The organism is Planktothrix serta PCC 8927 (assembly GCF_900010725.2).
Taxonomy (GTDB): Bacteria; Cyanobacteriota; Cyanobacteriia; order Cyanobacteriales; family Microcoleaceae; genus Planktothrix; species Planktothrix serta.
The window spans coordinates 41,594-64,152 of record NZ_LR734870.1; the positions used below are offsets into that span (position 1 = coordinate 41,594).

The 22,559-nt window shown below is 38.7% G+C and carries 17 protein-coding genes and 1 tRNA gene; 12 read left to right on the top strand and 6 right to left on the bottom strand.

Translation table 11 applies throughout. The annotated features are described in order from the left end of the window. Positions 1-460 precede the first annotated feature (460 nt). The 4 genes from PL8927_RS12870 to psbD all read left to right on the top strand — a co-directional run bounded on the left by PL8927_RS12870 (position 461) and on the right by psbD (position 3,799). Complete coding sequence (locus tag PL8927_RS12870) at positions 461-1,285, top strand: SDR family NAD(P)-dependent oxidoreductase (RefSeq protein WP_083622051.1); 825 nt, start codon at positions 461-463, stop codon at positions 1,283-1,285. A 260-nt stretch (positions 1,286-1,545) separates the two neighbouring features. Next, positions 1,546-2,067, top strand: coding sequence for a photosystem I assembly protein Ycf3 (locus PL8927_RS12875; protein WP_083622054.1), 522 nt, complete (start codon positions 1,546-1,548; stop codon positions 2,065-2,067). An 83-nt stretch (positions 2,068-2,150) separates the two neighbouring features. Then, complete coding sequence (gene gatC, locus PL8927_RS12880; RefSeq protein ID WP_083622057.1) at positions 2,151-2,444, top strand: Asp-tRNA(Asn)/Glu-tRNA(Gln) amidotransferase subunit GatC; 294 nt, start codon at positions 2,151-2,153, stop codon at positions 2,442-2,444. 296 nt (positions 2,445-2,740) lie between these two features. Beyond that, complete coding sequence (gene psbD, locus PL8927_RS12885; protein WP_083621619.1) at positions 2,741-3,799, top strand: photosystem II D2 protein (photosystem q(a) protein); 1,059 nt, start codon at positions 2,741-2,743, stop codon at positions 3,797-3,799. Between the two features lie 257 nt (positions 3,800-4,056). On the opposite strand, the gene PL8927_RS12890 is transcribed toward psbD, so the two are convergent. Then, positions 4,057-4,590, bottom strand: coding sequence for a DUF1499 domain-containing protein (locus PL8927_RS12890; RefSeq protein ID WP_231506001.1), 534 nt, complete (start codon positions 4,588-4,590; stop codon positions 4,057-4,059). Positions 4,591-5,156: 566 nt separating this feature from the next. Between PL8927_RS12890 and PL8927_RS12895 the strand changes: the two genes are divergently transcribed. Continuing rightward, complete coding sequence (locus PL8927_RS12895) at positions 5,157-5,624, top strand: CBS domain-containing protein (protein WP_083622060.1); 468 nt, start codon at positions 5,157-5,159, stop codon at positions 5,622-5,624. A 203-nt stretch (positions 5,625-5,827) separates the two neighbouring features. Next, positions 5,828-6,481, top strand: a complete 654-nt coding sequence (gene nblB / locus PL8927_RS12900) for a phycobilisome degradation protein NblB (protein WP_083622063.1) — start codon at positions 5,828-5,830, stop codon at positions 6,479-6,481. A gap of 180 nt (positions 6,482-6,661) precedes the next feature. On the opposite strand, the gene lipA is transcribed toward nblB, so the two are convergent. Next, on the bottom strand, positions 6,662-7,531 hold the full coding sequence (gene lipA, locus PL8927_RS12905; protein ID WP_083622066.1) for a lipoyl synthase: 870 nt from the start codon (positions 7,529-7,531) through the stop codon (positions 6,662-6,664). Between the two features lie 90 nt (positions 7,532-7,621). On the opposite strand from lipA, the gene PL8927_RS12910 reads away from it, so the two are divergent. The 3 genes from PL8927_RS12910 to PL8927_RS12920 all read left to right on the top strand — a co-directional run bounded on the left by PL8927_RS12910 (position 7,622) and on the right by PL8927_RS12920 (position 9,413). Further along, positions 7,622-7,695, top strand: a tRNA-Pro gene (locus PL8927_RS12910). Positions 7,696-7,699: 4 nt separating this feature from the next. Continuing rightward, positions 7,700-7,840 carry a hypothetical protein gene (locus PL8927_RS12915; RefSeq protein ID WP_156093186.1) on the top strand — a complete coding sequence of 47 codons (141 nt, stop codon included), beginning with the start codon at positions 7,700-7,702 and terminating at the stop codon, positions 7,838-7,840. Positions 7,841-7,955: 115 nt separating this feature from the next. Continuing rightward, positions 7,956-9,413 carry an RNA-binding domain-containing protein gene (locus PL8927_RS12920; RefSeq protein WP_083622069.1) on the top strand — a complete coding sequence of 486 codons (1,458 nt, stop codon included), beginning with the start codon at positions 7,956-7,958 and terminating at the stop codon, positions 9,411-9,413. 419 nt (positions 9,414-9,832) lie between these two features. Here PL8927_RS12920 and PL8927_RS12925 read toward each other — a convergent pair whose 3' ends face one another. Next, the gene (locus PL8927_RS12925) at positions 9,833-10,030 is read right to left on the bottom strand and encodes an NAD(P)H dehydrogenase subunit NdhS (protein WP_083622072.1); all 198 of its coding nucleotides are present in this window, start codon (positions 10,028-10,030) and stop codon (positions 9,833-9,835) included. Between the two features lie 173 nt (positions 10,031-10,203). Here PL8927_RS12925 and PL8927_RS12930 point away from each other — a divergent pair, with 173 nt between their 5' ends. Then, a complete protein-coding gene (locus PL8927_RS12930; RefSeq protein WP_083622074.1) occupies positions 10,204-11,406 on the top strand; it encodes an RNA-guided endonuclease InsQ/TnpB family protein in 1,203 nt (400 codons plus the stop codon). Positions 11,407-11,859: 453 nt separating this feature from the next. On the opposite strand, the gene PL8927_RS12935 is transcribed toward PL8927_RS12930, so the two are convergent. Continuing rightward, on the bottom strand, positions 11,860-12,000 hold the full coding sequence (locus tag PL8927_RS12935; RefSeq protein ID WP_156093187.1) for a hypothetical protein: 141 nt from the start codon (positions 11,998-12,000) through the stop codon (positions 11,860-11,862). A 46-nt stretch (positions 12,001-12,046) separates the two neighbouring features. On the opposite strand from PL8927_RS12935, the gene PL8927_RS12940 reads away from it, so the two are divergent. Next, the gene (locus tag PL8927_RS12940) at positions 12,047-13,393 is read left to right on the top strand and encodes a F390 synthetase-related protein (protein WP_083622077.1); all 1,347 of its coding nucleotides are present in this window, start codon (positions 12,047-12,049) and stop codon (positions 13,391-13,393) included. Positions 13,394-13,433: 40 nt separating this feature from the next. Here PL8927_RS12940 and menD read toward each other — a convergent pair whose 3' ends face one another. Next, positions 13,434-15,206 (bottom strand): 2-succinyl-5-enolpyruvyl-6-hydroxy-3-cyclohexene-1-carboxylic-acid synthase, encoded by a 1,773-nt coding sequence (gene menD, locus PL8927_RS12945; protein ID WP_083622079.1) that lies wholly within the window; start codon positions 15,204-15,206, stop codon positions 13,434-13,436. Positions 15,207-15,252: 46 nt separating this feature from the next. Between menD and dnaE the strand changes: the two genes are divergently transcribed. After that, on the top strand, positions 15,253-20,028 hold the full coding sequence (gene dnaE / locus PL8927_RS12950; RefSeq protein WP_083622082.1) for a DNA polymerase III subunit alpha: 4,776 nt from the start codon (positions 15,253-15,255) through the stop codon (positions 20,026-20,028). Here dnaE and PL8927_RS12965 read toward each other — a convergent pair. Next, positions 20,025-22,442, bottom strand: coding sequence for an ATP-dependent helicase (locus PL8927_RS12965; protein ID WP_083622084.1), 2,418 nt, complete (start codon positions 22,440-22,442; stop codon positions 20,025-20,027). The two genes, dnaE and PL8927_RS12965, sit on opposite strands and share 4 nt — an antisense overlap. Between the last annotated feature and the right edge of the window lie 117 nt (positions 22,443-22,559).

Sequence of the window (22,559 nt, forward strand, 5' to 3'; positions counted from 1 at the left end):
AAACACCGAACGCTCACCTCCCGACTCATATTCCCTAACTCCATCACCGTAAGGAATCAGACAGCCTGACAACTCCTGTATATTGCTTAATTATGAAGTAATGTTAAGCAAATTTTATTAAAAAATGTTGCAACTTATTGCTTGGGTTGTTAGATTGTGCATGGAGGGTCTTTCCAATTAATGCTCGTATTGAGGAGACAGTTGAGCCATGCGTGAAATCAATGTCGCTCTATTAACCAGGAACTAAGGAAAAAAGATTACCTGGTGTGTTGTCTAATCACGACCCATTACTTATCTCTACACTCATGACCCAAAAATTTTAACTTTTCAAGATTTTTTCAGATCTGCACAGAGGAATATCGGTGTCTAATCACGGTTGTTAGGTTGGGATGTGATGGAATTGTATTCTCCATCGCTGCCAAGATTACACCGAATTCCTCCTCAACAGGAGGTTTTCGCAATGAACATTCAAGGAAAAACAGCCCTAATTACTGGGGCTTCTCGTGGAATTGGGCGGGCAATTGCCTTAGAATTTGCCAAACATCAGGTCAAACGTCTGATTTTAGTTGCACGGGATCGTCAACGACTCGCGGAATTGGCTACAGAATTAGAACCGATGGGCGTAGAAGTTGTCACCTTGGCCCTGGACTTAACGCAACCGATAAAAGTCAATATTGCGATCGCTCAAGCTTGGCGGTCACACGGGCCAATTGAGATTTTGATTAATTGTGCGGGTGTTGCCCACCAAACGCCGTTTTTACAGTCCAAACTCCTAGACGTTCAAGAAGAAATTTCTTTGAATTTTATGGGGTTGTATACCATTACCCATGCTATTGCCCGACGCATGGCCACCCGCAAATCGGGAACCATTATCAATGTATCGAGTTTAATGGGAAAAATTGCAGCCCCTACGATGTCCACCTATTCGGCGACTAAGTTCGCTATTTTGGGATTTACAGAAGCCCTGCGCCAGGAATTAGCCGCCTACAATATTCGCGTTATGGCCCTATTACCGACCTTAACGGACACGGATATGACACGGGACTTGAAACTGTTCCGTTGGGTGGTTCCCATGACCCCCGAACAAGTCGCCAAAGTGTTAGTGGCGGGTTTGGATAAAGACACCTCGGAAATTTTAGTGGGATGGCAAAGCCATTTAGCCGTTTGGTGCAACCGTTTTGCCCCTTGGTTGATGGAGAAGATTATGTTATTGGCTTCTCCAGTTACCCACAAAATCAAGAAATCCTATCCCGTCTTCACAGAAGCTGAAGCAACATTGCATTAGTTTGTTGGCGGTTGACCGTTGACTCTGATTGTTAGAGACGCGCCATGGCGCGTCTCTACACTGAACCGATTAAGGTAATATTAGGCAATAGGCTGTTATAGCAGTTGCCAAGGCAGTTAGGACATAGACTGATGCTAAAACCGTGCGGAGAGAACTCTTTTCCTGTCTGTTCCCTGTTCCCTGTTCCCTGTTCCCTGCTATAAGTAACTTCCCTTAAATTCTGAAGTTCCCAGTCTCAACCTTTGGAGATCAAAAATTTTATGCCCAGATCACAACGTAACGATAACTTTATTGATAAAACCTTTACGGTTATGGCAGATATGATCCTGAAGATACTGCCCACAAACCAAAAAGCTAAAGAAGCATTTGCCTATTATCGGGATGGAATGTCAGCGCAAGCAGATGGGGAATATGCAGAAGCATTAGAAAATTACTATGAAGCACTGACCCTAGAAGAAGATCCCTATGATCGGAGTTTTATTGTCTATAATATTGGCTTAATTCATGCTAGTAATGGGGAACATGAAGAAGCCTTAGAATATTATCAACAGGCAATTGAGTTAAACCCCCGAATGCCCCAAGCTTTAAATAATATTGCGGTGATTTACCATTATCAAGGGGAAAAAGCCAAAGAAGCGGGAGATGAAGACAAAGCTGAAGAAGAATTTCGGCAAGCAGCAGAATATTGGGTTAGGGCAATTCAACTAGCACCGAATAACTATATTGAAGCTCAAAACTGGCTGAAAGTCACCGGAAGAAGCAAGATTGATGTCTATTTCTAATAGTTTTTAACTTTAAATCGCCCAATTGCAACCCGATGACGGGTTGATCCCTTTCCCCACCCACCTGAAGATCGATTTAACCTATGACTATTGATCGTGAACAAGTCTCTAAAGTCGCTTATCTGGCTAGACTGGAGTTAACCCCAGAAGAAGAAGAAAAATTTACCGCTCAATTGGGTGAAATTTTAGACTATTTTGAGCAATTAAATGAACTCGATACCGCCCAAGTTCCTCCCATGACCCGGGCAATTGAAATGAGTAATATTACTCGACCGGATCAAGGCGAACCCTATCCCCAACGAGATCATATTCTAGCCAATGCTCCCGAACAAGAAGGAGACTATTTCAAAGTGCCTAGAATTATGGCAGAAGAATAAATCCGTAATTCCATCTCTGTGACCAGAAACCCCTTTTCTTAGGCGATCGCAGGTTCTTCAACCCCAGATTGTTCCGAGAAACGGGGTTTTTTTGCCCTTGTCCTAATTTTTTTGAAATTTGGGAGGCAAAAGAGTTGCTGAACTCAGGCTTTACCTCTATACTATGAACAGACGTAAAGAAACATTAACTGTGCTCATCAAATTTCTCAGATTCTGCTAGTGCAGATGAGAGAGTCTTAACGTGAGTCCAAGTCTCTTTACAACTTGTCATTATATATATTCGGAGATTTGCGTCCATGACTATTGCTGTCGAAAGACCGCAAGTTGAGAGAGGATGGTTTGACGTCCTCGACGACTGGCTAAAACGCGATCGTTTCGTCTTCGTGGGTTGGTCAGGAGTTCTGTTGTTCCCCTGTGCTTACCTAGCTCTTGGTGGCTGGTTAACCGGAACAACCTTTGTGACTTCCTGGTACACCCACGGTTTAGCAAGCTCTTATTTAGAAGGCTGTAACTTCTTAACAGCCGCCGTTAGTACCCCCGCCAACAGCTTAGGACATTCCTTGCTGTTTCTCTGGGGGCCTGAAGCTCAGTGGGACTTTACCCGTTGGTGTCAACTGGGCGGTCTGTGGACATTTGTAGCTCTACACGGTGCTTTCGCGCTGATCGGCTTTTGTCTGCGTCAGTTGGAAATTGCTCGTTTAGTGGGCATTCGTCCCTATAATGCGATCGCCTTTACTGGGCCGATTGCGGTATTTGTCAGTGTGTTTCTGATGTACCCCTTGGGTCAGTCGGGCTGGTTCTTTGGCCCTAGCTTTGGGGTGGCGGGGATCTTCCGTTTCATCCTGTTCCTGCAAGGCTTCCATAACTGGACGCTGAACCCCTTCCACATGATGGGAGTGGCTGGAATTCTGGGTGGTGCGCTGTTGTGCGCCATTCACGGAGCGACGGTAGAAAATACCCTGTTTGAAGATGGCGACAAAGCCAATACCTTCCGGGCTTTTGAACCGACTCAATCGGAAGAAACCTATTCGATGGTGACCGCCAACCGTTTTTGGTCACAAATTTTCGGGATTGCTTTTTCTAACAAACGTTGGTTACACTTCTTCATGTTATTCGTGCCTGTCACGGGTCTGTGGATGAGTTCTATCGGCATTGTTGGTTTGGCTCTAAACCTACGCGCTTATGATTTCGTCTCCCAAGAATTACGGGCAGCCGAAGATCCTGAATTTGAAACGTTCTATACCAAGAACATTCTGTTAAATGAAGGTCTGCGGGCTTGGATGGCGCCTTCGGATCAACCCCACGAAAACTTTATTTTCCCTGAAGAAGTTCTACCTCGCGGTAATGCTCTGTAATTAGAGATTCTAATTATTAGGGAATGTTTTAAAAACATCTGATTAATTTCAAAACCTCCTACAAATTTTGTAGGAGGTTTTATTATTTTATTAACAGTTGATTGCAGCCCTGAAGGGCTTACTACTGATTGCAGCCCTGAAGGGCTTACTACAGCAGTCGCGCCTGGGGTGTTAGGACATAGACTGATTCTAAAACCTAAACCGTACACCCCTCTTTTCCTGCCTGTTCCCTGTTCCCTGTTCCCTAATATAACAATTTATTGAAACTGTTCTCGAATGGTTTCAATCCGTTTGCGATTTACCCCTAAATCTGATTCTCCTAAACGGGAGGCAGAACGCACTTGAATTAAACCCTCTTGTTCATCTAAATAAAATTCTACATCATCGACAAATCCCATCAGAGGCGAGGTGAATTCGGCGTAAATATAATTGGTTTCATCCTTAATAATTGCAGCATTTTCAGTATTTTCAAGAATAGTTTGAATCTGTTTAAATGCTGTTTCAGGATCATCTTTATAGGAGAAAGGTTCAATTTGATGTTCGGCATCTATACTTTGACTAGAAACACAATTGGGAGAAGGGGGACAGGGTGCAAATTTCCCCTGTTCAACACCGAGGTTTGTCGGTGGAGTTCCTGAAAAAGAAAATAGACTTCCTAGGACTGGAGAAACAGAAAACCGGGAAGCCAAAGCCGGAGGAACTAACGCCAAGTGAGTCAGAATTAACACCATTACTGTTAACAAGACAAAGAAAGATTGAATTTTCCCAACAGACTCGATTAATTTTTTCATAATAAAAAAATGGGAAGTTTGGAAACCGCTTCTCTTCAGAGCGCGGAGGAAAAACGACTCAGGAGAATTTATTCTCCGTGAATACGAGATTAGGAATCGACAAAAATTGTTGTATTTGCCGATTCCCGGTTTTTTTGGTATTTCTACCACACTGATTTCTCAGGTAATGTTAGCTTCGCCAACCAATGTTATCGGTCGGTACTTTCTCGGTCATCACGGTCTTACCCCTCGTAAAACTGTTTAACTTTCAAGTTTTAGAGCTTGGGACTAGCTACGCATCCCAAGGTAAGAACTTTAACGCTTCCCGATAACGTAGCCCGTTAAGGCTAAGGCGGGTACGAGCTATCCAAAGGAGAGGCATGAAGCCCCGTCTCTTCAGAGCGGGGTGCTGACGGAAGATTAAGATTGGATTTCTCCCCTGATTGATTCTACAAGAAAAGCCCCTGAACACCCTAGAATCATCTTTCGAGGGAGGTTGAGCAAGAAATCTATTGAACCTCCACTGGCTAAAACGATAACTGATATGATCAACGGTATAGAAGTTTATCAATCAAAGACTGGAAATCATGCCTAAGACTGTTGCTGAGGTGATGACCCCGAATCCCATACTGGCCCAGCCAGAGATGCCACTCAGAGAGGCACTTCAACTGATGGTGGACAGACATATCGGTTGTTTACCTGTGGTGAATTCATCGGGTCATTTAGTGGGAATCATTTCTGGAACAGACTTGATGTGGCAGGAAAGCGGTGTTACTCCTCCGGCCTATATTACGTTTCTCGATAGTGTGATTTATCTGGAAAACTTTTCCCGGTATGAACAGGAATTACATAAAGCTTTGGGCCAAACGGTGGGAGAAGTGATGACTCCAGCACCCCTGGTGACGATTACTCCTGATCAATCGCTTTCTGATGCGGCTCGATTATTCAATGAAAAGCGGATTCATCGTTTACCTGTGGTGGATCAATCTCATCAAGTGATTGGGCTTCTCACCTGTGGGGATATTCTGCGGGTGATGGCAGAGGCAAAGAGTTGAAATCGGATTTAGCAATGGCTTCAGGGTTTGAGTCATGATAACAAAAGGGCAGGGGTCGAGATTCTGTTTCTACTTCTGTCCTAAATTTATGATAAATAATTGTTAATACTGGAAAAATATTGATGTATTGATGCCCGAAAACATGATATTATTTTAATCATTTCAAAACCGTTTAGATCTTTAATTTCACAACTTTAATTTTTATGACTATTACCCCTGAATCTGTTCAGCAGTTGTTAAGTTCCAGTGATTTTGGCGATCGCTTACGGGGTGTAAATCAACTTAGACAATTGGAACCTGTGATCGCGTTTGAGTTAATTCAAGTCCCCATTAAAGATAGTAATAGTCGAGTCCGATATGGTGCGGTGAGTCAGATGGCAACCTTGGGAGAACAAAATTTAGAAATCTCTTATCAAGTATTGCGCCATCACTTATTAAATGATCCGGAAGTGGATGTGCAAGCGGCGGCAGCAGATGCGTTAGGAGCTTTAAAACTTCAGAATGCGTTTGATGATCTGCAAAATGTTTATAACACAACATCTGAATGGCTCGTTAAACTGAGTATTGTGGCAGCAGTGGGAGGAATAGAAGAACCTCGTGCTTTTGAACTTTTAGAACAAGCACTTCAAGATGAAAATACTCTGATTCAAACCGTTGCCATTAGCGCATTAGGAGAATTAGGAGACAAGCGGGCAATTCCTTTATTAGTTCCTTTTGTTACAAATTCTGATTGGCAAGTTCGTTATCGTGTCGCCCAAGCTTTAGCGCGTTTAGGAGGCAGCGAAGCTGAAGTTTTGTTACAACAATTAGCTGAGGATGAAGTTGAAATTGTAGCCCAAGAAGCTAAAACGGTTTAATCACTGTAAGGGATCAAATCCCTGTAAAAATAGTTAGGAACTCCATACAGATTTAAGAGAAAACTAGACAATATTAAGACAAGAATCCGTCTGCTAAAATCTTGATTCTGGCTTTTATTTGATATTTCTGGGTAGAGACGTCAAATATTCCGTCTCTACCGAATATAATCGCCCCTCAAACTAACGCGGATATTGTTCCATTAATCCTCGAACTTGTTCGGCGTGGTAGGAACTGCGGGTTAAGGGAGAAGCAACGACCTGTAAGAACCCAATAGACACGCCAAACTCTCGCCAAGCCTTAAATTGTTCAGGAGGAATAAACTCTACCAGGGGTAAATGTTTGGGACTCGGTTGTAGGTATTGACCCAAGGTTAAAATATCACAGTCAACGGCTCGTAAATCCTGCATCGTTTCTCGAACTTCCGCATCCGTTTCACCCAGTCCTACCATAATTCCTGATTTGGTATAAACTTCTGGGGTAAGTTGCCGCGATCGCTTTAATAATTCTAAACTGCGGTGATAATCTCCTTGAGGGCGCACCCGACGATACAAGCGTTTAATCGTTTCGGTATTGTGGTTGAGAACTTCCGGCTTTGCTTGCAAAATCAGTTCTAAAGCGTCCCAATTTCCACACAAATCAGGAATTAATACTTCAATGGTAGTTTGGGGAGATACAGCACGCACCCGGTCAATACACCTAACAAATTGGGACGCACCGCCATCGGGTAAGTCATCCCGGTTAACAGAAGTGATCACAACATGATTCAGGTTCATCCGTCGAACTGCTTCCCCTAGTCGCTCAGGTTCAGTAGCATCTAGGGGTTGGGGCTTTTTCTCAAAATTAATATCACAGTAGGGACAGGCACGGGTACAAGCTGGCCCCATAATTAAAAATGTAGCAGTTCCGGCGTTGAAGCACTCGCCAATATTGGGACAGGAGGCTTCTTCACAGACGGTGTTTAGGCCTAAGTCCCGTAAAATTCCTTTAACGTTTCCGACGCGCTCCCATTGAGGCGCCTTCACTCGCAACCAGTCTGGCTTGACAACCACGCGCTACCTTTTCCTGCTAAATTCACATCTTTTAGATCCTAACTGATATTTTATGTGTTAAACTGTCTAATCATGTCTTGTTAAAGACACCGGGATGTAGCGCAGCTTGGTAGCGCACCTCGTTCGGGACGAGGGGGTCGCAGGTTCAAATCCTGTCATCCCGATTTGATGGATTCTCCCCCAAGTATTAGCGCAACGGGAACCGGACGCAGCATTTATTACTCTGGTTGGGAGTTGGTGAAGTTGGCAGCAATGGAATATTGTTTATATTTACGAGTCTTACTTTGGCAATGGTCAAAGCGTTTATAATACGGCTATAATACGGCGGGGTAGTTCGTAAAGATTTTGTATTGAGTTTTATTGATGCTCAATTTAAAAAGATTTATGAGGTTTATTGTTATTAAAGTTAACACAAATTAGTATAATGGAAAACGAATCTTTATTCCGGTTATTACAACAATTAATTACACTTCCTCAAGAAACTGAGTGGGTTGAATTTAAAAAAGATAATACAGAACCAGAAAATATAGGTGAATATCTATCAGCTTTGTCAAACTCGGCTACATTACACGATAAGCAAACTGCTTATCTAATCTGGGGTATTGATGATCAAAGTCATAATATCATTGGTACAAAGTTTAAACCCAAGCAAAAAAAAATTAATAGCGAAGAATTAGAGAATTGGCTGGCTATACAACTTCAACCCAGAATTGATTTTAAAATTTATGAGTTTACTAATAATGGCAAAGATATCGTTTTATTTGAAATACCTAGAGCTACTTATATTCCTATCGCGTTTAAGGGTGTTGAGTATATTCGTGTAGGGAGTTACAAAAAAAAACTTAAAGATTTTCCCGAAAAAGAAAGGCAATTATGGTCGTTATTTGATCGCCAACCCTTTGAAAAGGGAGTTGCCTTACAAAATGTAACGGCAGATGAAGTTTTAGCAAAGATTAATTATCCGAGTTATTTCGAGTTAACCAACCAAAATCTGCCAGATCACAAACAAGGTATTTTAGAACGTTTAGCAGCAGAAAATATAATTAATATCAAGCCAAGTAACTATTATGATATTACTCAGCTTGGAGCGATTCTTTTTGCTAAAAGACTAACAGATTTTAACAGATTAGGTAGAAAGGCAGTTAGAGTGATTATATACAGTGGCAACAATCGTATTAACACTCAAAGAGAAGAATTGTTTGATAAAGGTTATGCTGTTGGTTTTGAAGAAATTATAAAATTTATTAATAGTCAATTACCTCAGAATGAAGAAATTCGTCAAGCCTTACGCCAAAATATAAAAATATATCCAGAAATCGCCATTAGAGAATTAGTTGCTAATGCAATTATCCATCAAGACTTTAATATGACTGGTGTGAGTTCTACTATAGAAATTTTTTCTGATCGCATGGAAATTAGAAACCCTGGTGAACCCTTAGTTGATACAATGCGATTTATCGATTTACCTCCTCAATCTCGTAATGAAGATTTAGCTGCTTTTATGAGAAGAATTAATATCTGCGAAGAACGAGGTATTGGTATAGATAAAGTAATTAACTCAGTAGAGATTTGTCAACTCCCAGCCCCAGAGTTTAACGTTAAAAGTAAACATACCGAAGCTATCTTGTTTACTTATAGAGAATTAAAAGATATGGACAAGAGAGATCGAATTAGAGCTTGTTATCAACACGCTTGTTTACGCTTTGTATGTCGTGAACAAATGACTAATGAATCTTTGCGAAGACGATTCGCAATTGCTGAAAAAAATTACTCTATGGCCTCACGAATTATTGCAGATACAATTAATGAAGGACTAATCAAGCCTTATGATTTAGAAAATAAATCGAGAAAACACGCTAAATATGTACCCTTTTGGGCATAAATCCTTATCTATTCTGAATTAAATATAAATTTAGTTTATGTGACGGTTATGTGACTGACTAGCCAAAATCCTTGAAATAGTGACAAAGTAAAATCGCCAAAACCCCTGTTCATTAAAGGTTTCAGAGTTTTCTGCTTAATTGATTTTTATGTGATTTGACAAAAGCTATAACTCTCAACAAGCCTTCTGATGCTTAGTCATTTCTACAAACGCTAAGAAACATCTCTGACACCAGCCATCAACCCACAACGCCGGAATCTTAAACCGTGCCTTACAATTAGGACACTCTGAAAGTAAGCGTAAGGAATGGCGATCGCATCTTAAACTGCCATTCAATTCTATGGCAAGGGGAAGGGAGAGTAATTAGATTTATTGCTCCCCCTTCCCTGAAACCCGTTAACAGTCAACCGTCAACAGCCTTATTTTTTCCCTTTTCGTCCCGCAGTGGTATCGATAGCTTCTAGTTCAGAACGTTTGAAAGTGACGAGTTTATCCCAGTTTCCCCCTTCAAACAGAACAGCAACTTTCCCGTCACTGACTCGTTGAACTAGACCTTGGAAACCATAGTAAGTATCGACGGGGTTCGTGACTCGCACGGCAGAACCTGGCAAAATCATAGTATTTCAACTGTTCGGTGGACTCAATCTTAGTTTACACGAACAAGGGGGGAGCATGAAAGCCACCATGATTTATCTGGTGGATGAAATGCGACACGGCGGATTTATCCGCCTGTAACTTGTCAACCCAGAAAATATTACGCTATCATATTGGCGTAAGGAGGATTGAGCCAATGCTAGTGTACGAATTCAAGCTCAAGGGTAAAGCAGAGCAATATCGCTTGATTGATGAAGCGATTAGAACTGCCTTGTTCATCAGAAATAAGTGTATTAGACATTGGTTGGATAACTCCAAAGTTGGTAAGTATGATCTAAGTGCTTATTGCAAGGTATTGGCATCGGAGTTCAGTTTCGCCAAGAAATTGAACTCAATGGCAAGACAAGCATCGGCAGATAGGGCTTGGTCTGCAATTTCACGGTTTTATGATAACTGCAAAAAGAAGGTTAAAGGCAAAAAAGGTTTTCCACGATTCAAGAAACGGGGCCATTCAGTAGAATATAAAACAACTGGATGGAAACTATCAGAAGATCGAAAATACTTAACTTTAACTGATAGTTTTGGGATGGGGAAACTTAAATTAATTGGAACCCATGACTTGCATTTCTATCAGTTGGCAGATATCAAACGAGTTAGACTAATCAGACGAGCAGATGGTTATTATGCTCAATTCTGTATTAACCACAATCGTGAGATCAGAACCGAACTCACTAAAAGAATGATTGGACTTGATGTAGGATTAACTAATTTTTATACTGACTCAGATGGAAATAAAGTAGACAATCCCAGATTTTTGAGACCGTCAGAAAAATCCCTGAAAAGACTACAAAAAAGGGTGTCTAAAAAGTTTCGTCGGGGTCAGAAACAGTCAAACAACTACATTAAAGCCAAGCAAAAATTAGCCAAAAAACACCTCAAGGTTAGTAGACAACGTAAAGATTGGGCGTGTAAGTTAGCCCAGTGCGTAATTCAGTCTAACGACTTGATTGCCTACGAAGATTTGCAGGTGAGAAATATGGTTAAAAACCATAAATTAGCAAAATCAATTAGTGACGCAGCGTGGTATCAATTTCGAGTTTGGCTGGAATATTTTGGAAAGATATACGGAAAAATAACCGTAGCTGTTCCCCCTCAATACACCAGTATTAATTGCTCAAATTGTGGTAACGAAGTTAAGAAAACACTCAGCACCAGAACTCATAAATGTAGTTGTGGACTGGTGTTATGTCGGGATACTAATGCTGCAATCAATATCTTGACTAAAGGATTAGGTACGGTAGGGCATACCGGAACTTGGGCGCAAGACGCTCTAAACGCTTGGGGAGAGTTGTCCCTCTATTTAGATTCAGTAATGGATCTAGACAAGGACTCTCGCTGAACCAAGAATCCCCCGATTTTTAATCGGGGGAGTGTCAACCCTCCTGATCCTGCTTGGTAAGGGGGGTGAATTGATCGCCTTTCCTCTAGGACTAAAAACCCTTGCTGAAAAGGATTCTAGCTATTCTGAAAAAAAACTTTCCCAAAACCCTTGCAAAAATCAAAATAAAATGCTTAGATATAAAAATGTGAGAATTCAAAAACGAATTAACACATAACCCAATACGGGGGCGTGGCGGAATGGTAGACGCTACGGACTTAAGATAAATTGAGCCTTGAGGCGAGAAATTCCTCAAGTGTAAGCTGTCAAATTCAGGGAAACCTAAATCTGTGAATTCAGACAAGGCAATCCTGAGCCAAGCCGAAGGGTATTAGAAATGAGGGAGAGAAAGTTTCCCCAATCTAAGATCAAAACTTCGGAAGGTGCAGAGACTCGACGGGAGCTACCCTAACGTTAAGCCGAGGGTAAAGAGAGAGTCCAATTCTCAACGCCAATGGGCAGTAGCGAAAGCTGCGGGAGAATGAAAATCCGTTGACCCTTATCCGGTCGTGTGGGTTCAAGTCCCACCGCCCCCATACCTAAAAATATAGTCAATATTATTAGTTTGTAAGGTGCTGTTTAAGCATCCTACAATAATATTATGCAGGTGAAACGCACATTAACAATTCTCCAGCACTATTTACAAACTAAATATTTTAGACAATTTAATAGTCGAGAACAGTTATTAACTTGGCAAAATCAACAGGTTCAAAAGTTTTTAAAGGTGATTGTACCTCAATCTCCCTTTTATCAAAAGTATTATCAAGGTTTAGACTTGCAAGATTGGAAAAATTTTCCCCTGATTGATAAGGCTACAATGATGGAAAATTTTGATCAACTCAATACTGTTGGAATTGCAGCATCAGAGGCGTTTGAAATCGCATTGAAAGCCGAACAAACGCGGAATTTTAGCTCTAATTTTCGAGGTTATACGGTTGGGTTATCAACGGGAACCAGTGGAAACCGAGGATTATTTTTAGTCAGTTCTCAGGAACAAAGAATATGGGCAGGAACGATTTTAGCAAAATTATTACCCAATTTTATTCTATTTCCTGAGAAAATCGCATTTTTTTTGAGGGCAAATAGTCGATTATATGAAACGGTCAAAAGTCGGCGTTTGCAGTTTAATTTTTTTGATTTATTAGAACCTATTACGGATCATATTCAAGGGTTAAATCAGGATCAACCCACAATTTTAGTCGCTCCTGCTTCTTTATTACGATTATTAGCAGAATCTCAAAAACAAGGAGTTTTAAAAATATCCCCGAAAAAAATAGTCTCTGTTGCAGAGGTACTTGATCCCTTAGATGCTAATTATATTAGTGGAGTTTTTAATCAAATTATTCATCAAGTTTATCAATGTACAGAAGGATTTTTAGGTTTTACCTGTGACTATGGAACTTTACATCTTAACGAGGACATTGTTGCTATTCAGACAGAATATATAGATGAAAAAAAATCAAGATTTATGCCGATTATAACAGATTTTAGACGAACAACACAACCGATTATCCGTTATCGTCTGAATGATATTTTAGTAGAGCGTAAAACACCGTGTAAATGTGGGTCGGTATTAATGGCAATTGAACGAATTGAAGGACGACAGGATGATATTTTTTATCTCCCTCATCGGTCTACAAATGAATGGGTGACAATTTTTCCTGATTTTATTCGCAGAGCAATTGTTATGGTTTCTACGGATATTGAAGATTATCAAGTCATGCAGTTAAGTTTAAATCGGATAGAAGTTGCTTTAAAAGTTAGCAATAGCCAAAAACAGATGATTCAAGAGGAGGTTATGAAATCGTTGCGATCGCTTTTTGAACGTCTGCACTGTGATCAGCCTGAAATTGTATTTCTTGATCAATTTCCTGCTATTCCAAAAGGTCAAAAACGTCGGAGAGTTTGGCAAAAAGATAGTGAAATTAGAGGCGTTTTTAATGGGTAAAGATAAGGTGGTGCGTGCGCGGAGCTTACGCACCCTACGTTTAGAGCATTTTTAAATTGAGTTGATTGGCGAATTGCTGTAGATGTTTTTGCCTCCATTGAGCATCTTTTTTACGATTTGTTGGAATTTCTAAAATCCTAATTCCTGTTTCTGGAAGGGGATTTAATCGTTGTTTTAACTGTTCCCAAGATAGGATGTTTTCATATTTAATATTATAAGTTACAGCTAATTGAGAAAAATCAATATTTTGAGGGGTAGTAAAATAGTCCTCGAAGGGAGGATCAAATTGAGAAATGGGTAACATTTCAAAAATTCCACCCCCATTATTATTGATTAAAATAATTGTTAAATGTCCGATGAATTGATTCCTAATTAAAAATCCATTAGTGTCATGAAGTAAAGCTAAATCTCCTGTTAATAAAATACTACTTTGTTGATGATGGGCAATTCCTAACGCGGTGGATAGAGTTCCATCAATGCCATTAGCTCCCCGATTAAAAAAGGGTTGAATGTTTAAATTATTAGGAATCCAAAAAAACTCTACATCTCTTACTGGCATACTATTTGCAATAAAAATTGGTGTATTTTTAGGTAAAATATTAGGGAGAAAACTAGCAATTTTAGGTTCTATTAATAGATTAATGGGTTCTACTTGTTGCTCAATGACGGTTCTCGCTTGAGCTTCTAATTTACACCAAAGATGACAATAGAATTGAGATTGAGTTAAATTAATCGGTTCTGGATTTTTCCCTTGATGAATTTGTTCTGATAGCTGTTCGATAGATATCCTCAAATGGGTTGTTTTTCCATGTAACCCATCTAAATTTTGATAGGTTGGGTCAAGAATAAAATAATCCGGTTGTAGTTGCTCTAACCAGTTTCTGAGGGTTTTACTGGTGGGTAAATCTCCAATTTGAATCACAACTTGAGGCGCGAGTTTGTCCGCTAATATTGAATTTTTCAGGATTAAATTATAGGTTGAAATTAAATAGGGATTAAGGTTAGAATAATTTCTAACGGGGGATAATCCCTCTGCTAATACGGGATAATTTAATTGTTTAGCAAGTTGGGCGATCGCTTGACAATAAACCTCGGAATTTTGAGGTTGAGCGACACCCGCAATAATAATTCCTTGAGAATAATTATACCACTGTTTAAAATAATTTTCAACATCAAAACTAGAGAAAACAGAAGTTTTTACTGAATTTATTGTACTGAAAAAATTATCAGGAAATATCGCTTTTAACGCTTCTGTTTCCGGTTGATAAACGGGATGTAATGGATCACGAAAGGGAATATTAAGATGAACAACACCGGGAATAGGAAGTTGCGATCGCTCCCAAGCATAAATCAAGGTTTGTCGCAAATAACGTAACAATCCTAAATCTAAACTAGGGATGGTTAATTCTGTTTGAAAATTGGGATAATTGCCATATAATTTAACTTGATCAATGGTTTGACCCCCATGACAATCTCTTAATTCAGGGGGACGATCTGCTGTTAAAATTAATAAAGCAACTCGGCTTTCTTTAGCTTCTATAATAGCGGGATAAAAATTAGCTCCTGCGGTTCCTGAAGTACAAACTAAAACCGTTGGTAAACCCGAATTTTTAGCAATACCTAAAGCAAAAAATGAGGCAGAACGTTCATCTAAAATGGGAATTGTTTCAATATTAGAATGTTGAGCAAAAGCAATCGTTAAAGGGGTAGAACGGGAACCGGGACAAAGAATAGCAGTTTTTAATCCTAATTGAGCCAGGGTTTCCACTACTACAGAAGCCCAAACTGTGTTAATATTACGGAAGTCAATCATTTTATCTTAATTAATCTAAAGTTTAATTTAACCCAGGAACTCAACCATGTCTTTTGTAGGTTTACATATTCATAGTGATTATAGTTTACTCGATGGTGCGTCTCAATTACCTCAATTAATTGATCGAGCGTTAGAGTTAGGAATGCCTGCGATCGCTGTCACCGATCACGGTGTTATGTATGGGGCAATTGAGTTAATTAAAACTTGCCGAAATAAAGGGATAAAACCCATAATTGGCAATGAGATGTATGTGATTAATGGGGATATTAAAGTTCAGGATCAGAAGGGTGAGAAACGAAGAAAATATCATCAAGTGGTCTTGGCTAAAAATACCCAAGGTTATAAAAACTTAGTTAAACTAACCACCATTTCACACTTGCAAGGGTTTCAAGGAAAAGGCATTTTTGCACGTCCCTGTATTAATAAAGAACTATTAGAACAATATCATGAAGGGTTAATTGTTACCAGCGCTTGTTTAGGGGGAGAAATTCCCCAAGCGATTTTACAAGGACGTTATGATGTGGCGAGGGAAGTCGCTCAATGGTATCAAAGGGTATTTGGAGAGGATTTTTATTTAGAAATTCAAGATCATGGTTCTCCAGAAGATCGGATGGTGAATGTTGAGATTGTTAAAATTAGTCAAGAATTAAATATTAAAATTGTAGCCACTAATGATTCCCATTTTATCTCCTGTAATGATGTAGAAGCCCATGATGCGTTACTTTGTATTAATACTCAAAAATTAATTAGTGAAGAAAAACGGATGCGTTATAGCGGGACAGAATATTTAAAATCTGCCGAAGAAATGGCGCAATTATTTCGAGATCATTTATCGGATGATATCATTCAAGAAGCGATTAATAATACGGTAGAAGTTGCCAATAAAGTTGAACCTTATTCCGGTATTTTAGGAGAACCTCGCATCCCTGACTATCCCATTCCAAGTGATCATACGGCCGATACTTATTTAGAAGAAGTGACTTGGAAAGGGTTGTTAGAACGGATGAATGCTAAAACTCGAAGTGAGATTAAACCTATTTATAAAGAGCGCTTAGAATATGAACTTAAAATGATGCAACAGATGGGGTTTTCGACTTACTTTTTAGTCGTTTGGGATTATATTAAATTTGCCAGAGACAACAATATTCCTGTCGGGCCAGGACGAGGTTCTGCGGCGGGATCATTAGTTGCTTATTCCCTAAAAATAACCAATATTGATCCGGTCTTTCATGGTTTATTATTTGAACGATTTTTAAACCCTGAACGAAAATCAATGCCAGATATTGATACGGATTTTTGTATTGAACGGCGAGACGAAATGATTAAATATGTAACTGATAAATATGGAGAGGATAAAGTTGCTCAAATTATTACGTTTAACCGGATGACTTCTAAAGCAGTGTTAAAAGATGTTGCCAGGGTATTAGGAATTTCCTATAAAAAATCGGATCAAATGGCGAAATTAATTCCAGTTTCACGGGGAAAACCTGCTCGTTTAAAAGTTATGATTTCCGATCAAAGTCCCGCGCCGGAATTCAAAGAAGCTTATGATAATGAAGATGTCGCTGTTCATAATGATGCCGGGGAAGAAGTCGGAACTATTAAAGTTAAACAATGGCTAGATATGGCAATTCGCATCGAAGGAACAAACAAAACCTTCGGAGTTCATGCGGCGGGTGTGGTGATTTCTAAACAGTCTTTAGACGAAATTGTTCCCCTCCAGCGAAATAATGATGGGGCGGTGATTACTCAATATTATATGGAGGATTTAGAGGCAGTTGGATTATTAAAGATGGACTTTTTGGGGTTAAAGAATTTAACCATGATTCAAAAAGCAGTTAATTATATTGAAGAAATACATGGCTATAAAATTGACCCCGAAAAACTGCCTTCTGATATTGAAAGAAAAGCCCAAGATGCCTATAAAACCCATAAAAAATTACCCGAAGATGTGTTAAAAACTTATAAATTACTGGGAAAAGGGGATTTAGATGGAATTTTTCAGTTGGAATCTTCTGGAATGATGGATATTGTTAAAAAACTGAAACCTTCTTGTTTGGATGATATTTCTTCTATTTTAGCGCTGTATCGTCCGGGGCCTTTAGATGCAGGTTTAATTCCCCAATTTATTGATCGTAAACATGGACGGGATGAAATTAGCTATGATCACCCGATGTTAGAACCGATTTTAAAAGAAACCTATGGAATTTTATGTTTTCAAGAACAAATCATGAAAATGGCGCAAGATTTAGCGGGCTATTCTTTAGGTCAAGCGGATATTCTTCGCCGATGTTTGAGTGGATCTACGCAAATTTTAGATGCTGCTACTGGAAACTTAGTTTCTTTAAAAGAAATTGCACAATCTCCTGAATATTGGTTAGGTAGAAAAGTCTTTTCTCTCAATCTTAATACTCAAAAAATTACTCAACAACCCATCACAGAAATTCATCCGAATGGAGTTCGGGATATTTGGGAAATTACCACGAAAACAAATCACCAAATTAAAGCTACTGACGATCATCTTTTCTATACAATTTTAGGATGGCAACCCTTAAAAGCCTTTAAAATTGGCGATCGCGTGGGTTTAGCCAAAACTATCCCGATTACGAATCAAAGTAAAATATCAGATGCTCAAATCAAGTTGGTCGCGTATTTAATTGGAGACGGTCATTTATCCACAAAGAGTCCAGCTTGTAGTTATTTTTGTAACAGCGATCAAGAATTAATAGATGATTTTAATCAGTGTGCAAAAGAACTTTTTGGCAAACCAGCACCCAGTCTATCTCGTCATCGTGTGGAAAATTTTGCGATTGCATTTCAAAATGACCAATTAAAAGCAATCGCGGAATCGGATGTTTTTTGGGATGAAATTGTTAGAATTGATTATATAGGCAAAGAAGAAGTGTTTGATTTAAGCATTCCCGAAACTCATAATTTTATTGCCAATAATTTTATTGCCCACAACTGTATGGGTAAAAAGAAAGCAGAAGAAATGCAGAAGCAAAGGGAACTCTTTATTGACGGTGCAACCAAAAATGGAGTCTTGCAAAAATTGGCAGAAAAGTTATTTGAGCAAATGGTTCAATTCGCTGAATATTGTTTGAGCTATGATACAGAGATTTTGACTGTTGAATATGGGTCAATGCCCATCGGTAAAATTGTTGAGGACAAAATAGAATGCACAGTTTATACTGTTAATAATCACGGTTATATCTATACTCAACCCATCGCTCAATGGCATGATCGAGGAGAACAAGAAGTTTTTGAATATTGCCTAGAAGATGGTTCAGTTATTCGCTCAACAAAAGATCATAAATTTATGACCACTAATGGTCAAATGTTACCCATTGATGAAATTTTTGAAAATGGGTTAGAGTTAAAACAGATTAACTCTAAATCTCATGTTAAAATTATTAGTCGCAAATCTTTAGGAACTCAACCTGTTTATGATATTGGTGTAGTACAAGATCATAACTTTATTCTTAGCAATGGTTTAGTTGGTTCTAATTGCTTTAACAAATCCCATTCAATGGCCTATGCCTATGTCACCTATGAAACTGCTTATTTAAAAGCGAATTATCCCGTTGAATATATGGCGGCTTTATTAAGTGCAAATAGTGGGGATACGGATAAAATTCAAAAATATATTGAATCTTGTCAAAAATCTCTGGGAATTCAGGTAATCCCCCCAGATATTAATCTTTCGGGTATGGATTTTACCCCATCAGATCAGAGTATTATTTTTGGACTTTCTGCAATTAAAAACGTGGGAGAAGGTGCTATAGAACATTTATTAGAAGTTCGTAAAGAAGGAGGAGAATTTAAGAGTTTTCCCGATTTATGCGATCGCATTAACTTACAAATGGTGAATAGTCGCGCCTTAGAAGCCTTAATTAAATGTGGAGCATTAGATAAACTGAACCCCAACCGTCGCCAAGCGATTGATCATTTAGATAAATTAATTTCTTGGGCACAAAGCAAAGCTAAAGATCGGGCTGTTGGTCAACAAAGTATATTCGATATTTTAGGAGGGGGAATCAATACAAAAAATACCCACGAAGATGCGCCAAAACCAGCAAAACTTGAGGATTTTAAAGTTCAAGAAAAACTACAATTTGAAAAAGAATTATTAGGATTTTATGTTTCTGAGCATCCTTTAAAATCTATCTTAAGATGGATTTCTGTAGATGAAAGAGTGACTTTAGCAGAATTAACGGATAAAAAATCTAAAGTTAAAGTAGTAGTTGTAATCACTGCTATTAAACCCCATACGACCAAAGACGGGAAGCGGATGGCATTTTTACAAATTGAAGATTTAACAGGACAAATGGAAGCCATTATTTTCCCAACAACTCATCAAAAAATTAAGGATTTTCCCAAGGGAAATGATATAGTTTTAATCACGGGTAAAATTGAAAAAAAGGAAGATAAAACTCAGTTTATTATTGATGAATTACAATTAGCCGATACCCTCCCTCGTCTTGAAAAACTCCCGACTCCTCTATTAGAAGATTTGGAAATAGAAGAATCAGAATTTATGGTACTTTTACATTTAAACCCGCAACAAATCTTCAATGATGATACCCTGGGACGAATTAAACTATTTCTTTCAGAACAATCTTCAAGTGATCCACAACAAGCCCATATTCCTGTGGGTGCAGTTATTACCACTCCATTAATTCAGAAACCTCAATCATTAATTCTCTTTGATCGTTTCTTTTGGGTACAGAATGCAGAAGAGACAATTAGTTACTTAAAATCCAAAAATCTTAATGTCGAAATTTCGCCGAGACTGGATTTAAAAAAGCACCCTGATTTTTAAAATTTCTCTAAAAAATGTTGAGGAAATTGTTGTTTTAAAGCGATAAAAACCGGACAGGCTTTTTGTTCTTGCTGATTTTCTGGTTTATGCCAATTGTAAGCAGAAAAACGCGATGCAGCCATCCAAAGAAAACGCTTGGCTCTAGTCATGGCAACATAGAGTAATCGATATTCCTCTGCGGTTTTTAAATCCTTGGCTTGTTCCCAAGCGGTAGCGACATCAGGAATCGATTCTTCTCCATGAGATGCGGCTCGAATTTGAGCGCGTGCGACTTCAGAAAGGGTTAATTCTCCTAAAAATTTTGTTTGGGATAAAACTCGTAAACTACCGGGAATTGTAGACTCTTGTAAGAAGGGAATAAACACATAATCCCAATCTAATCCTTTGGCTTTGTGCATAGTAATTAATGTTAATTGACCTTCTCGCGTATAGGGACTTTCTTTAGAGGTTTCTTCATCATCAATATCAACGGGTTCAAACCGTTCAGAACTAACAATATCGTTTAAAACATCTAAAATTGTTCCCATTGAATGGTTCCCAGATGTGTTTTTAGCAATGCGTTCTGCTAATTTATCAGCCGTTGCTAATTCCGTTCTTTCATAGCGCAAGGATAACGCTAAAAAGGAGATCAATTGATAGGGAGGAAGTTCTAAACGCGCTTGTAATAATTGACAACAAAAATAACGACATTTCCGAATTTCTTCTGATTGTGGCGGATCAAGGGGGCCAGGATACAAAAATTCTTCGGGATGAATCGCAATTTTATTATAATCTAAATTCGGAATTAAATTGCGATCGCCTAATACTTTTAACGCTAATTTTAAATAATCCGGTGAATGGGGACGATCTAAAAATTGTAATAAAGATAAAATTTCTGCTGGGATTTTAGAATTTCGCGCCTGTTGGGAAGCATCATAAATCCGAATTTTAGTTTTAAATTCTTCGGGAATTTTAATATTATACAATTGGGGATTAGTAAAAACGCTAGAAATAAACTCTCCTTGTTTATTCTCTCGAAGTAAAATAGCAAATTTACCTTTAGGATCGTCTTGAATAATCGTCATAATTCGTTCCACAATCCACTCAACGGTTTGATAAATATCCGCAGGTTCACAGAGTTCTAAACCTCGACTGTATGCGGGAGGATTAGCATTCGATTGATGGTCATTCAATCCGACTAAACGAATCATTTGCTCTTGAAAAGGTTGTTCATTTCCGGCTAATTTTGATCGATTTACCCAGGACAACATATAGTTAGCTGCATCAATAATAATCGCACTACTTCGTCCTGCTTGATCCATTGTGGCTAATCGTTTTAACTGTTCACAATCATTACAAAAACGACGAAAATAAATCGGATCAGCCGGAGTAAAGGTTGAGTTAATCGCTTGATTAGGATCACCGACTCTAACCAAATTCAAAGTGTCTAAATCATCAGTAATTGACTCAGAAGAACAAGCTAAAATTCTCAAGAGTTTACTTTGTAGAGGGGTAGAATCTTGAGCTTCATCTTCAAAAACGGCAAAAACTTGATTTTGCCAAACTTGACGAATTGTGGGATTTTCTAAGACTCGCAAGGCTGCTAAAATCATTTCATCATAATCAATTAAATTCTGCGATCGCAATATATTTTGATAATTTTCATATAATCCTCCTGCTATTTTTAAAACTTCATAATCATCAGGAATTTGTTCTGAAATTTCTTTTAAATCTTGGGGTTGCAGTCCTGAACTTTTGGCTTCTTGAATCACTTTCCAAGCTAAATTCGGTAAAACTTCTGTCCGTAAAACCGATTGACGTCTTAATCTTTCTGTTTCTTCTCCATCAAATTGAACTCCCTCAATTAACCGTTGATAATGGCGAGGATTAGCAGCAATCCACTGTTCAACACAGGTGCGAGTAATTCGATTACTGGGAGTGGGTAAAATTAAAGTAAAATTGTCTAAACTTAATCCCGATAATTCAGGATGTTTTAAGGCAATATTTAAAGCTAAACCATGCAATGTATAAACAAAAAACCCTCCTAAAGGTAATCGCATTTCTTTGAGTTCTTGACTAACTTTAGCTCGAATATTTGCAGCGGCTGAACGAGTAAATGTTACAATAACTAATTGATGATTTCCATGCAGTTGATAACGAGCGATGGCTAAAGTGGCTGCAAAGGCCATTCCCGTTGATTTCCCAGCACCTGGAACGGCAGAAATCGCTAATGGCCCCCCCTTCCAATCTGCCATTTGTTGTTGACCTGGACGTAAACTTTGATAAATTTCTTCAATTTTTTGCGCTCGAAATGCTTGAATTTGCTCAATATTTTCTAAGGAATTCGTTGTCAGATCAGAAACGACCGATTCCGCTTCTGGCGTTGGTATAGAATAGAGGGAGGAAACTTGATCAAGATCAAAATCGTCTGTCATTTTAGGCTCAATATTAAAGGGAACATTAAAAATAAACGGTTACGTTAGGAATATTTTTATTGAGATATGATCCAAATTTTATCAGGGTGCAGGAAATTTTAAAAGGATATTGAAGGG